Raw genomic sequence first — 12739 nt, forward strand, 5'->3', positions numbered from 1 at the left:
CAAGGCCCGCCGATCCTTTTATGGATGAAGCATGAGCAGATCCCGATTCGCCATCGTCGGCGACAATTGCATTGATCGATTTCGCCCCTCCGGCATGTCAATGATCGGCGGCAACGCCGTCAATGTCGCAGTCCAGCTGGCGCTGCTCGGCGAAACCGCCCACTACTTCGGTGCTGTCGGTCTTGATCCGGACGGCAGGCGAACGATCGAGGCGTTGGCGAGCCGCGGCGTGAATGTCCATTTCGTTCAGCAAAAGGCAGGGACCACAGCATATACCGACATTGATGTCTTGCCGTCAGGCGAACGTGTCTTTGCTCATGAAGACTTCGGTGTTTGCGCTGGTTATCGTCCCTCGGTCGATGATCTCCATGCTCTTGATCACATGGACCATGTGCATATCGGCTGGATGGACGACAACGGGGAACTTCGAAAGCGGCTGGTGGCGCAAGGCGTCAGTGTGTCCCAGGATATCACGGTCAATGCCGATCCGGTTCATCTTGGCGTGGCGGGTCTCACCATCGCCTTCGGCTCGGCAGGCGAAGACGATGCAGCCGCAGCAGATCTCGTTGCCCGCCTCCTGGGCGACGGAGCTAAACTTGCCGTAGTAACGAAAGGGGCGCGCGGCGCCTGCGCGTCCGACGGTATCGCAAGCTACGCCGTCGAAGCCGAAAAAATCGAGGTTGTCGACACGACCGGTGCTGGTGACAGCTTTATCGCCGGCTTTCTGTCAGCTTACCGGTCGGGATCCGGCATACCCGCCTGCCTTGCTGCGGGATGTCGAACGGCCGCGCGGACCTGCAACCATATCGGCGGCTTTCCCCAATCCGCTTAGCGAGCGTTGACGAGGCCCCCCCGCCGCAGCGCATCAGCCCTAAGCGATCCTCAAAACCGCCGGGAGCTGTTCGGGTGCTCAGGCGACCTCCGGCAGTTGCCCGATCAGCTTGTCGAGCGTGATGGGATAATTCCTGACGCGGATGCCGGTCGCGTTGTAGATGGCGTTCGCGATCGCCGCAGAGACACCGCAAAGGCCAAGCTCGCCCACGCCCTTCGCCTTCATCGGGGAGGAATAGGGGTCGGTCTCGTCCATGAAGATCACCTCCTGATGCGGGATGTCCGCATGAACCGGGACTTCATAAAGGGCCAGATCGTGATTGACGAAGAGCCCATAACGGGTGTCGACTGACAGTTCTTCGGACAGTGCCCCGCCTGCCCCCATGGTCATCGCCCCAATGACCTGGCTGCGCGCCGTGATCGGGTTGAGGATGCGCCCGGCAGCACAGACAGCAAGCATGCGGCGGATCCGGGTTTCGCCCGTTGCAATGTCGACGGCCACCTCGACGAAATGGCCGCCAAAGGTCGACTGCTGGTGGGTCTGAGAGAGATCCCCCCATTCCATCGTATCCTCACCCACCAGTTCCTCGTCAGAGGCTGCATCAGAAAGCGTCACCGCACGGTTGCCCGAGCGGACGGCTCCGTCTTCGAAGATGGCGTCGGACGAGTTGAAACCGAGTTTGCTTGCAACGGCTTCGCGCAGTTTGACACAAGCCGCATAAACCCCCGATGTCGACGAATTGGCTCCGAACTGGCCACCGGAACCGGCGGATATCGGATAGCGGGAATCTCCCAGCTTAACCTCGACCTTGTCGATGTTTACGCCCATCATTTCGGCAGCCGTCTGGGCAATGATGGTGTAGCTTCCGGTTCCGATATCCGTCATGTCGGTTTCAACGGTCACGATGCCGCGGTTATCCAGCCGAACGCGCGCTCCGGATGGGACAAGCAGATTGTTGCGGAAGGCGGCCGCAACGCCAAGACCGATCATCCAGTTGCCTTCGCGGCGCAAGCCCGGCGCCTGTCTCTTCTCCCACCCGAAGATCTCGGCTCCACGATTGAGACAGCCGACAAGATCGCGATAGGAAAAGGGGCGCTCGGGGTGCTCCGGATCCACCTGTGTGTCATTGGCAATCCGGAATGCGATCGGGTCCATCCCGAGTTTCTCAGCCATCTCGTCGATCGCAATCTCGAGCGCCATCATGCCCGGCGCTTCGCCAGGGGCCCGCATGGCGTTACCTTCCGGCAGGTCGAGCGTTGCGAGCTTCATCGCAGTCATCCGATTGGCACCGGCGTAGAGCAGACGCGTCTGCATCACCGCGACTTCCGGCCCCCCTCCCGGCAGGTCACCCGACCAGCTTTCATGGGCAATTGCAGTAATCTTTCCATCGCGTTCCGCCCCGATCCGGATCCTCTGAATGGTCGCTGGACGATGTGTGGTATTGTTGGGCACCATCGGACGGGGCAAAGCGACCTTGACCGGCCGCCCCACCGCCTTGGATGCCAGGGCGGCTAGAAGAGCGTCTGCGCGCAGAAACAGCTTGCCACCGAAGCCGCCGCCAATGAAGGGCGACATCAGATGCACCTTCTCCTTGTCAATGCCAAGCGTGATGGCGAGATCGCTTCGCCACCAATCGATCATTTGGCTCGAGGTCCAGACCGTGACCGCGTCACCGTCCCAAAGAGCAATGGAGGAATGCGGCTCGATCATCGAGTGCGACTGATCAGGGGTCGTGTACTCCGCATCAAGTGTCACCGGTGCGCCCCGGAAAGCCGCGTCAAAATCGCCAAATGCGCTTTCCGGCTCTGTCGACGGTTCGGGGGTCTCTGCATCCGGCATCGCCGCACGCAGATCGTAAGCCCCTTGCTCCGCGGCATAGTCGACCTTCACCAGTGCTGCCGCAGCGCGCGCCTGCTCGAATGTTTCCGCGATAACGATCGCGACTGCCTGGTGGTAGTGCTGGATCTCGCTCCCGCCGAAAAGCTTTGCTGTGTTCTTCTCGCCCTTGGGGAGGTCGCCGATATCTAGGGTCGTCAAGACATTAAGGACACCGGGAGCCTCTTTTGCGGCATCGGTATCGATCGCGGTGACATGGCCTTTGGCGATGGCTGCACCCACTGGATAACCGTACACATAGGCGAGGTCGGGGTCATGCCACTCATAGGCATAGGTCGCCTGGCCGGTCGTCTTGAGCGGGCCGTCGATGCGATGGGTCGGCTGGCCGACGACCTTCAGGCGATCGATCGGGTTGGCTGTTGCTGGCTTGTCGAATTTCATGATCTTATCCCTTCGCCTCGGCGAGCACTGACCCCAGCGTGCGCTGGACGAGATCGACCTTGAACCGGTTCTGCTCCGTAGGACGGGCCCCTTCAAGGATGGCCGCACTTGCCGCGCGGGCACCGTTCGGCAATGCCGTCTCTGCCTCCTCGACCCGCCACGGCTTGTGCGCGACACCACCGATCGCGACCCGGCCCGTCCCGTCCGGATGGATGACGGCTCCGACCGAGACAAGGGCAAAGGCATAAGACGCCCGATCCCTTACCTTACGGTAGATCTGCAGCCCTCCGATCGGAGCCGGCAGTGTCACGGCAACGATAAATTCGCCCGTTTCCAGCACGGTCTCGATATGGGGCGTGTCTGCGGGCAAGAGATGGAACTCGGCGATCGGGATCGACCGTCGCGACCCGTCCGCCTTGACCGTTTCGATAACGGCATCCAGTGCCCGCAGGGCAACAGCCATATCGCTGGGATGGGTTGCAATACAGGCATCACTAACGCCAATCACTGCCAGCTGCCGGGTGATACCACCGATGGCCGAACAGCCACTGCCGGGGTTTCGCTTGTTGCAGGGCAGATTGGGGTCGTAAAAATAGGGACAGCGAGTTCGCTGCAGGAGGTTTCCAGCGGTCGTCGCCTTGTTACGCAACTGACCGGACGCACCCGCCAGCAGCGCCCGCGACAAAAGCGCGTAGTCGCGCCGTACGATTGCATGCGAGGCAAGGTCAGTGTTGCGAACCAAAGCGCCAATGCGCAAGCCACCTTCCGGGGTCTGCTCGATCTCGTCGAGACCGAGACCATTGACGTCGATCAGATGCGACGGCGTTTCGATCTGCAGTTTCATCAGATCGAGTAGATTGGTGCCGCCCGCGATAAATTTGGCACTGGGATTGGCAACAACCGCCTGGGCTGCAGCCTCAACGGAGGCGGCGCGTTCGTAGGTAAACTCTCTCATGCCGGCTCTCCTGCAACGTCGAGAATGGCATCGAGGATGTTGGAATAGGCTCCGCACCGACAGAGATTGCCACTCATGCGTTCGCGGATCTCGTCCGCCGTCACCTCGGGTTCGCCGGTCAGGTCATCGGTGACATGGCTTGGAATGTTGGCGTCGATTTCGGCAAGCACTGCAACGGCAGAACAGATCTGCCCTGGCGTGCAATAGCCGCACTGAAAGCCATCATGCTTGACGAAGGCGGCCTGCATGGGGTGCAGATTGTCCGGCTGGCCAAGGCCCTCAATCGTGGTGATTTCGTCGCCCTCATGCATCACGGCAAGCGTCAGGCAGGAATTGATCCGGCGTCCCTCCACGATGACGGTGCAGGCGCCACACTGACCGTGATCGCAACCTTTTTTGGTGCCGGTCAAATGCAGGTGTTCGCGCAGCGCGTCGAGCAAGGTGGTACGATTGTCAATATCAAGCGAACAGTGCTCGCCATTGACCGACAATGTGAGTGAGCTTGTTGTCGTCACTTGGTTCCCCATGAATTTTGGCAGGTTAAGGTGCCACGGATCGGCACCCTCGAAACGGGCCAGTCGGAACACAAATTAGATCAGGGAGATAAAGTTCCGCCTCGATCCGAAAACGATGGAAACCTTCGATCCCTTTGCTGATAAACGGTATCTCGTTTGAGAATCAGCCTCGTGAGATCAAATCAAAGACGAGTTCCAGTTCATCAACTCACTATTCTTCAGATTACCTTCAGATTGCTTCGCTTTATAATTTTAGACAGTTGCTCGAACGGAACCTTGACCGCCTCACCGAGCCGAACAACATCCAACAACTCTCCGCTACTATCACGTATTTCGACACTAGATATCGCACAAGGCAACCCCTGTCGAATAGCCTCTGCGACTATATCTCGAATCCCATCTACCGCTGAAGCGCGTGCAGCACGAGGATTCTCAAGTTCGATACCATCCACGTCCACCACGGGGTTCCCATCGAACACGGCGTGGAAAAAATATCTTTGCAATCGACCACTCCTTCTTGAGACAGATCTGATCAATTTTGGAAAAACGGGCTACATCTTAACACAATCGGTAAGCAGGGAGGTATAGGCGTTTCGGACAGCAGCTTCTCGTTGGGTAAAAATAGACGCAGGATTTATATCAGACAACCCTATGAGATCCTGTTTCGAGCACTGAAATTTCGGACACGACGCAGTATTGAGAAGGCAATCTTAGCAAGGGCACGCTGGCTTTTAATCGTCTGCTTCAGTCGGACGAACGCTCCCGCCCCTGCAGCGATCGCCTTGCCCTTCCGCGTCACGGGCTTGGCCAGGGTGTAAAGATCGCGGGCCTCGCCACCAAACCCACTCTTATAGGCCATATCTCCAACAGAGAAATCCATGACAGTCAGGCCCTGCTCGCGGGCCCAGCGCATATAACGAGCAAGGATCGCCATGCCGGGGGAACAGGCTTGCCAGTCACCCCCGGCCATCGTGACGATCGTCAGGTGAATCGTTTTGTCATGGATCAGCGTATAGGTGGTTGCGATCCATTGGTCATCAACGGCAAGGCCAAAGATCTGCGCCGGCCCACGCCCGCCAATGCCAGCAAGTGCTGCCGCGCGATAGCAATCTTCGATGCCGGGGCCAGTCAGGTGATCGAAACGGCCCAAGTCGCGAAAGCGCTGACGGCGCTGCGCCACCATGACCGGCAGCAGGGTCTCTACCTCCTCGCGCGTCTGCGCTGCGACGAAACGTACTGTGCCCCGCTCCGCCATTCTGCGGGCCGAGGTCTTCAAGATCCGTCGTGTCTGATTGTTTACCAGACGATCGACAAGTGACTCGGGATCGCCCTCAATCATCACGTCGAAACTCTTCTTCGGCGAGAGGGTCAGTCCCGGCAGGCGGGCCAGAGGGTTGGGCCGCCCCTGGATCGTTTCTGTGATCTGATCGATGTGAACCAGATCGGCAGGCGGGAGCGCCGAGGCGATCGCGTGCCAGAGCGTCGGACCGGCATCATCAGGCAGTGTAAAATCCTTTGCCAGCACCGGTGCACTGATATCGCTGACCTCAGAGCCGAGAAAAACGATACGACGATGGGTACGTCGCCTCTGCAGCACCAGCGGCAGCAGCATCACGCATCCACCCGTTACCGTCTCCGTGACCTCGACGACGAAAGCGCGATCCCCGCGCGGGCGAAGAATATGCGTGTCGATCGCCTGCAGCCAGTCGTAGCGCTGGAAGGCAGACAGCGTGCCCTCGCCTTCCAGCCCGCGCCAGATCGGCTCCACTTCTGTGAGGTTGTCATGTCGCCGTGCGGCAAGGCCGAAGCTGGGTTGGCTGGATACTGTTGCTGAAGGGGAGGTTGTCAGGGGCCTGTCCACTCCGATGTGCCATTTCGCGGATATCGCTAATATCTCAGGCGCTCCCTTAATGTTCGGTATAGGAGCAGGCGAAGTGCAAACGGAACCGTACTTCGTCGACCGTCACAGCGAAAACTGTTTCAGCATGCTACAAGTGACACGGGAACCAGCAGCATGAGGGGCGATCATGGATGCATTGCGCGCGCGACTGACGGACCAGGCCTATGAGGAGGCCATCCGCCATTGCACCACGAGCATTCTTCCCATGCATATCGGCGAGCGGCTGATCAACAAGATCTTCGGCCGCAATCTGCAATCCCATGCCGCCGGTCTCCTCGCTGTGCTGCATTGCAAGGCAGAGCTGGGTCTGGGTCAAAGGCCGACGCTGACGCGAATCCAGGAGGAAATGGGGTCGTCACGCACGCTTTCTGCATTTTTCGCTCTGCTTAAATTTGCCGGGTATATCGAAGCGACGCCGGGAGATGACGATCGGCGCAAGAAGGTGTTGACCGCTGGCGAGCCACTTCTCGATGGTCTGAAGACCTGGCTGTCGCACCACATGAGCTGCGCTGAGGTTGCAGGTCTCCTGTCGGACGGTTACGCCGAACGCCTGCGCAATGACAAGGACTTTGCCATTGGCTTTATCGCCTCGTCGAAACCCGTCCTTGAGCGAACGCGGGAAGCGCTCACCCGGCCCGGAGCCTGGCCCTGGTTCGACGATTTCGACTGCGGCGACAGGATCGCGCTTGCGCTGCTGCGCAGCCACTATGCCGGTGCCGACCTCGATGGTGACCGCTGGTTTACCCTGGAATCCCGCGAACTGTCCGGGCAACTTGGTATCTCGCACTCGCATCTGCGCAATGTCGTAAATGCCGCAGAAGTGGAGGGCTACCTGCTCCAGGATCGCCAGTCGCACCGTGTGTCACTCACGCCACGAATGCTTGCGGATGTCCGCAGCTTCCACCTCGCCTTCTGGGGCTGGATCGCTGAAGCCGTCGATCAGGTCGCGGCACGGACAAGGCACAGTGCCTGAACTTGAAGCAAACTTTCACTGAGAGCGGGACTAGGCAGCGGCAACGCGCTCGCCTAGCCTGTCGCAGAACACGTGACAGGGCAGGAAAGGCCGCCGATGGACGAGACACATGACACGAGCCAGCTGGAAATGGTGGTGCTTATGACACCAGACATGGCAAATTTTTCCGGCAAGGTGCATGGGGGTGCCCTGCTCAATCTTCTCGACCGCGTCGCCTATTCCTGCGCCTCCCGCTACTCACAGCAATATGCCGTCACGCTCTCGGTGGATCAGGTGGTGTTCCGCCAGCCGATCCATGTCGGCGAGCTCGTCACTTTCCGCGCCTCGATCAACCATGCCGGTCGAACGTCCATGGAGATCGGCATCCGGGTGGAGGCGGAAAACATCCGAACCGGCGAGCGACGCCACACGAATTCCTGCTATTTCACCATGGTCGCAGTGGATGCAGAAGGGAGGCCCACCGCCGTTCCAGCTTATGAGGCGAAGACCGAAGTTCGCAAACGCCGCCAGCGCGCCGCCGAGATCCGCAGGGCGCTGAGGCTCGAATTCGAGGAGCGCTTCAGGGAGGCGGCAAGCTTGGCGCAAGAAGGCTGAGGATCTCCAACTTTCGCCAGTAGCTTGATTTGTTGCGACGCTGTCAGCCCCTCACCGCCTGATAACCCCGGCGGAAATAGACGAGGGCGGCGTCGCGCTGATTGGCGCGCACGTCCACCACTTCGCACATCAGGATGACATGCGTGCCAACTTCAACGGTCTCGGTGACCCGGCAATCGAAGGAGACGAGCGCGTCCTGCAAGAGGGGCGCACCGGTCATTCCGCGCGTCCAGCTGGCAGCTGCGAAGCGTTCGGCCATGGGCGTCTTGCCGCCGAAAAGCGAGGACACCGTCTCATGCCCCGGCGCCAGCGCGTTGACCGATACCACCTTGTTGGTGAGCACGGCCGGCGCTGCCGAACTCTGGCGGTTGAGGCAGACGAGCAGTGTCGGCGGATCGTCCGTCACGCTGGTAACGGCGGTCGCCGTGAAGCCAGCCGGACCTGCAGCGCCATCCGATGCAATCACGTTCACGGCGGCGGCAAGTGACGCCATGCCTTCGCGGTAGATCTCCCGCGTGACGGGAGGAAGAGCCACGGACGGTTCAATGGGTTTTGCTTCTGTCGCTATCATGGCTCTCTCCTCGTCGTTTCGCCGGATCGGTTCGAGATCTGGTGTCCTTTAGAATTCCCGAAGGTTGTCGCGCAGCAGGTCGTGCGTATAGCGCGTGCGGGCAAGGCCCCGTTTCTGCAGCGCCGGGACCAGTCCGTCGGCCACCTCCATCAGATAACGGCGCGAGACGCGCAGCACCGGCGTCGTCACGAGGAAGCCGTCGCCGCCGACTTCGTCCATCACCTCGCCCATGCGCTCTGCCACCTGATCCGGCGTGCCGATCAATTCGACGGAGGAGACGAGACCGCCGCCGCCGGACACGACCAATTCCCGCAACGTCTTGCCGCTTCCCCATTGCTGGAACTTGTCGAGCGAGCCGGATTCGCCGTTGGTCACGAGCTTTTCCGGAAGGGGTTTGTCGAGGTCGAATTTCGAGAAGTCGATTTCTGTAATAGCCGAGATCGAGGCAAGTGTGTCGGTGATGAAATACTCCGACGACATCTGACGCTTGTATTTTTCCTGTGCCTCGAACTCGGTTTCTCCCAATGTCGGCGTGATGCAGAAGAGCACCTTGATCTCGTCCGGGTCACGGCCGATCTTGGCAGCCCTTTCCCGGATATCGTCGCGGAAGGCTTTCATTTCAGCGGGGCCGGAAGCGACCGAGATGATGGAATCGGCAAAACGAGCGGCAAAGTCGCGGCCGCGCGGCGAGGCGCCCGCCTGGACATAGATCGGACGGTGTTGCGGCGACGGCACTGTGTTGAGGGGACCGCGGACCTGGTAATGCTTGCCGACGTGATCGATAGTCCGGACCTTGCTCGGGTCGACATAGACGCCGTTTTCGCGGTCGAGCACGACGGCGTCCTTGTCCCAGCTGTCGAAGAGCTTGTTGACGACTTCCATGTATTCTTCCGCCATCTCATAGCGCGTCTCGCGCAGCGGCAGCTTGTCCATGTTGAAGTTCTTGGCCGCGAGATCCTCGGCGCTGGTGACGATGTTCCAGCCGAAGCGGCCGCGCGTCAGGCTGTCGATGGTCGAGCAAAGGCGGGCAAGCAGGAAGGGCGGATAGGCCATGGTCGACATGGTCGCGACGACCCCGAGCTTCGAGGTCACCATGCCCATCGCGGTGGCGAGCGGTGCCGGGTCATGTTTCGGCACCATCATGGCGTTCTTCAGCGCAAAGTCGCGCGAACCGCCATAGGTTTGTGGCACCATCAGCTTGTCTTCGATCATGATGTAGTCGAAACAGGCGCGCTCCAGCGTCTGCGCCATTTCCATGTAGAAGCGACCATCCCAGGGATACCCGCCCTGGCCGAAGGGTTCGCGCCATTCGTCGGGCGTAAAATTCATGAACCAGGCGAGGTGCATCTTCTTGGGCATGGGGTTTTCCTCTTTCAACGGGCAGTTTGGAGTGGAATGATCTTGGACCGGGAAAGCTCGAAGCGCGCGCTCTCGCGCACGATGCGCGGCTTGGCTTCGAAGTCTGACGTAATACCGGCGCCGTAGCGCTCGGGCGCCTGCGGGTCGCGGCGCAGCTTGTCGATGGCAATCACGCGGGTGCCAAGTTCGAAAGCCTCGCCCATGTCGTGGGTGACCATGACGATGGTCATCTGCCGCTCGGTCCACAATTCGCGGATCAGCACGTGCATGCTTTTGCGGGTGACCGGATCAAGCGCACCGAAGGGCTCATCGAGCAGAAGCACTTTCGGCTGCATGATCAGCGCCTGGGCAATTGCCAATCGCTGCTGCATGCCGCCCGACAATTGCTGCGGATATTTGGAGGCTGCCTCTTTGAGGCCGACGCGCTCCAGAAGCGCCATGGCGCGGTCGCGCAGGGCTTTGCGCCTTGCGCCAAACAACGTGCCGAGAAAAGCGGAGCCGCGCCATTGCGGCCCCAGCATGACATTGCCGAGGACTGTCTTGTGTGGGAATACCGAATAGCGCTGAAAGACGACGCCGCGGTCATCGGTCGGTTCACCGGCAATCGGTTGGCCGTCGAGCAGGATCCGACCGCGTGTCGGCACCTCCTGGCTCAGCAGCAGGCGCAAAAGCGTTGTCTTGCCGACGCCGCTCGGGCCAACGATCGACAGGAACTCGTGGTCCTTTAGCGTGAGGCTTACATTTTCGAGTATGATGGCGTCGCCATATTCCTTCCAGACCTTGTCGAATACGATCTCGACCATGTCAGCCCTCCTTCAACACGGACCAGGGGAAGAGAAAGGCCGACAGCTTGCGCAGTGCGAGGTCGACGAGGAAGGCGAGCAGCGTGATCCAGACGACGTAAGGCAGGATGATATCCATCGCGAGATAGCGGCGGACGAGGAAAATCCGGTAACCGAGGCCGCCTTCCGCCGTGATCGCTTCCGCCGCGATGACGAAGAGCCAGGTGGCGCCGAGCGACAGGCGCACGGCGTTGATCAGGCCCGGCAGGATCTGCGGCAACACGACATGGATCAGCATGTGCCAGGATGAACCGCCGAGCGTCTGGGCCTTGATGATCTGCTCGCGCGGCAGCGCCTCAACCCGCAGCACCACATCGCGCATGAGGAAGGGCGCCACCCCAAAGACGATCAGGACGATCTTGGAAACTTCGCCGAGACCGAAGAGGATGAAGAGGATCGGCAGCATGGCAAGCGGCGGCACGAGCGAGATGGCGGCGAGCACCGGATCGAAGGCGGCTCGCAACTGCGGGATGAAGCCGATTGGCGCGCCGAGCACGAGACCGAGCAGGGCCGATAGACCGAGGCCGACAAAAAGCCGCCAGAGGCTCAGATAGGTGTCAAACCAGAAGAGCAGCGCGCCGCTTGCCCGGTCCTGCTCGAACATCATCCGGTTCATGGCCGAAAGGAAGGAGGACAGTGCCGGCATCAGCTTGTCGGTCGGATTGACGGAGAGCCGCGCTTCCGACGCCAGCACATAGGCGAGCAGGATGAGAATGAAGGGCAGGACGCCGAGAAAGAGGCGTTGGCCGCGGGAGGGAGGGTAGTTGATGATACGTTTCATGAAACCGTGTCCCTTCCCTCGCCGTCCCGATCAGAGCCCGCCGTCCGCGCCGAGCTTGGCGTAGGAGGCGTCGATGCGCAGTTTCACATTGGCGGGATCACCGAGCACAGTGCCATCGGCAAGCTCGATGCCGATGGCATCCACCGAGGTCGCCCCCTGGCCGAACAGGCCACGATCGAAGGAGAACTTACGGATGTCGTCCATTATCGTGCCGGTCTTGGCATCGCTGAGGAAGGTCGCGGCTTCTGCCGGGGTGTAGAAGAAGAAGGTCGTATCGATCTGGGTCTTCAGGCCCGCCTGGTCGGTGCCCAGCGCACTTGCCATGTAGTCGTTGACGGGCTTGGCTGTATCGCCTCCGGCCTTGATCGCGGCAAGCGCCTCATACCAGGCGCCGGTCAGCGCCTTGCCGAAGGCCGGATTGTCTTTCAGCACTTGTGTATTGCCGATGAAGACATCCATGATTTCGCCAGGGATTTCAGAGCTGTCAAACAGCACCTTGGTCTCCGGCGAGCCCGCAATCATGTCGGCCGTCATCGGCTTCCATGCGGCGGCATTCTGAATGTCGGCGTTGGAGAGATAGGCGGCGGCGATATCGGCATCAGAAATGTTGACGGTTTTCACCTCACCGACACCGCTCAGGCCATTCATGACAAGCGCGCGATTGAGGAGGTAGTGCGAGACGCTGTATTCGACGAGATAGACGTCCTTGCCCTTGAGGTCGGCAACAGACGTGGCCGACTTAGACATCAGCACATCATTGCCGTTGGAATAGTCGGTGATCAGGAAGATCGAAGTATCGACCCCGCCGGCAGCTGGCATGGTGAGTGCATCCATGCCGGCGACGCCGACGGCATCGAGATCGCCGGAAATGAACTGGTTGATCGAGCCGACATAGTCGTTGATCGGCATCATCTCGATCTCGATGCCGTATTTGTCGGCCCATTTCTTCAAGATGCCGCTTTCCTTCATGTAACCCATGGGCATGAAGCCGACATAGATGGAGTAGCCAACCTTGAAGGCAGTCTTCTGCGCAGCAGAAGCGCTTCCGGCCAAGGCCAGAGCGGCGCCAATTGCAATGATGAGGAACTGAGTTAAGGCACGCAAAGAGGTTTTCATGGGCTGGGCTCCCGACCTTGTCAT

Annotated in this window: 13 protein-coding genes; 3 read left to right on the plus strand and 10 right to left on the minus strand. The window is 60.1% G+C overall.

The features are described from left to right. The first annotated feature begins 31 nt into the window (after nt 1-31). Complete coding sequence (locus tag FJQ55_RS22060) at nt 32-832, plus strand: PfkB family carbohydrate kinase (protein ID WP_140832099.1); 801 nt, start codon at nt 32-34, stop codon at nt 830-832. Between the two features lie 78 nt (nt 833-910). Here the strand turns inward: FJQ55_RS22060 and paoC are convergent, their stop codons facing one another. The 5 genes from paoC to FJQ55_RS22080 all read right to left on the minus strand — a co-directional run bounded on the left by paoC (nt 911) and on the right by FJQ55_RS22080 (nt 6347). Further along, nucleotides 911-3109: an aldehyde oxidoreductase molybdenum-binding subunit PaoC gene (paoC, locus tag FJQ55_RS22065; protein ID WP_140832100.1), complete on the minus strand. Its 2199-nt coding sequence runs from the start codon at nt 3107-3109 to the stop codon at nt 911-913. Nucleotides 3110-3113: 4 nt separating this feature from the next. Next, nucleotides 3114-4064, minus strand: a complete 951-nt coding sequence (locus FJQ55_RS22070) for an FAD binding domain-containing protein (protein WP_140832102.1) — start codon at nt 4062-4064, stop codon at nt 3114-3116. Then, the gene (gene paoA / locus FJQ55_RS22075; RefSeq protein WP_246085242.1) at nt 4061-4579 is read right to left on the minus strand and encodes an aldehyde dehydrogenase iron-sulfur subunit PaoA; all 519 of its coding nucleotides are present in this window, start codon (nt 4577-4579) and stop codon (nt 4061-4063) included. The genes FJQ55_RS22070 and paoA overlap by 4 nt, the downstream gene beginning before the upstream one ends. Nucleotides 4580-4797: 218 nt before the next feature. Continuing rightward, nucleotides 4798-5115, minus strand: a complete 318-nt coding sequence (locus tag FJQ55_RS24040) for a DUF6894 family protein (protein WP_425467579.1) — start codon at nt 5113-5115, stop codon at nt 4798-4800. 113 nt (nt 5116-5228) lie between these two features. Then, nucleotides 5229-6347 carry a GNAT family N-acetyltransferase gene (locus FJQ55_RS22080; RefSeq protein WP_140832106.1) on the minus strand — a complete coding sequence of 373 codons (1119 nt, stop codon included), beginning with the start codon at nt 6345-6347 and terminating at the stop codon, nt 5229-5231. Nucleotides 6348-6606: 259 nt separating this feature from the next. On the opposite strand from FJQ55_RS22080, the gene FJQ55_RS22085 reads away from it, so the two are divergent. Further along, nucleotides 6607-7452: a hypothetical protein gene (locus tag FJQ55_RS22085; RefSeq protein WP_140832108.1), complete on the plus strand. Its 846-nt coding sequence runs from the start codon at nt 6607-6609 to the stop codon at nt 7450-7452. Nucleotides 7453-7548: 96 nt separating this feature from the next. Continuing rightward, nucleotides 7549-8046, plus strand: coding sequence for an acyl-CoA thioesterase (locus FJQ55_RS22090; protein ID WP_140832110.1), 498 nt, complete (start codon nt 7549-7551; stop codon nt 8044-8046). Nucleotides 8047-8089: 43 nt separating this feature from the next. On the opposite strand, the gene FJQ55_RS22095 is transcribed toward FJQ55_RS22090, so the two are convergent. Genes FJQ55_RS22095 through FJQ55_RS22115 form a run of 5 tightly spaced genes read right to left on the minus strand, consistent with a single transcriptional unit; the run spans nt 8090 to nt 12715 of the window. Further along, nucleotides 8090-8617 (minus strand): flavin reductase, encoded by a 528-nt coding sequence (locus tag FJQ55_RS22095; RefSeq protein WP_140832112.1) that lies wholly within the window; start codon nt 8615-8617, stop codon nt 8090-8092. Between the two features lie 48 nt (nt 8618-8665). Next, entirely contained in the window at nt 8666-9976 is a 1311-nt protein-coding gene (locus FJQ55_RS22100) for an NtaA/DmoA family FMN-dependent monooxygenase (protein WP_140832114.1), read from the minus strand. A 14-nt stretch (nt 9977-9990) separates the two neighbouring features. Then, nucleotides 9991-10779, minus strand: a complete 789-nt coding sequence (locus FJQ55_RS22105) for an ABC transporter ATP-binding protein (RefSeq protein ID WP_140832116.1) — start codon at nt 10777-10779, stop codon at nt 9991-9993. A 1-nt stretch (nt 10780) separates the two neighbouring features. Further along, nucleotides 10781-11599 carry an ABC transporter permease gene (locus FJQ55_RS22110; protein WP_140832118.1) on the minus strand — a complete coding sequence of 273 codons (819 nt, stop codon included), beginning with the start codon at nt 11597-11599 and terminating at the stop codon, nt 10781-10783. A 30-nt stretch (nt 11600-11629) separates the two neighbouring features. Beyond that, nucleotides 11630-12715, minus strand: a complete 1086-nt coding sequence (locus tag FJQ55_RS22115) for a putative urea ABC transporter substrate-binding protein (protein WP_140832120.1) — start codon at nt 12713-12715, stop codon at nt 11630-11632. Nucleotides 12716-12739 lie beyond the last annotated feature (24 nt).

The sequence above is a fragment of the Rhizobium glycinendophyticum genome, from assembly GCF_006443685.1.
Taxonomy (GTDB): Bacteria; Pseudomonadota; Alphaproteobacteria; order Rhizobiales; family Rhizobiaceae; genus Allorhizobium; species Allorhizobium glycinendophyticum.

Coding starts and splice junctions, on each gene's coding strand:
- FJQ55_RS22060 (WP_140832099.1), top strand. CDS start 32: ATGAGCAGATCCCGATTCGCCATCGTCGGCGACAATTGCATTGATCGA.
- paoC (WP_140832100.1), bottom strand. CDS start 3,109: ATGAAATTCGACAAGCCAGCAACAGCCAACCCGATCGATCGCCTGAAG.
- FJQ55_RS22070 (WP_140832102.1), bottom strand. CDS start 4,064: ATGAGAGAGTTTACCTACGAACGCGCCGCCTCCGTTGAGGCTGCAGCC.
- FJQ55_RS22085 (WP_140832108.1), top strand. CDS start 6,607: ATGGATGCATTGCGCGCGCGACTGACGGACCAGGCCTATGAGGAGGCC.
- FJQ55_RS22090 (WP_140832110.1), top strand. CDS start 7,549: ATGGACGAGACACATGACACGAGCCAGCTGGAAATGGTGGTGCTTATG.
- FJQ55_RS22095 (WP_140832112.1), bottom strand. CDS start 8,617: ATGATAGCGACAGAAGCAAAACCCATTGAACCGTCCGTGGCTCTTCCT.
- FJQ55_RS22100 (WP_140832114.1), bottom strand. CDS start 9,976: ATGCCCAAGAAGATGCACCTCGCCTGGTTCATGAATTTTACGCCCGAC.
- FJQ55_RS22105 (WP_140832116.1), bottom strand. CDS start 10,779: ATGGTCGAGATCGTATTCGACAAGGTCTGGAAGGAATATGGCGACGCC.
- FJQ55_RS22110 (WP_140832118.1), bottom strand. CDS start 11,599: ATGAAACGTATCATCAACTACCCTCCCTCCCGCGGCCAACGCCTCTTT.
- FJQ55_RS22115 (WP_140832120.1), bottom strand. CDS start 12,715: ATGAAAACCTCTTTGCGTGCCTTAACTCAGTTCCTCATCATTGCAATT.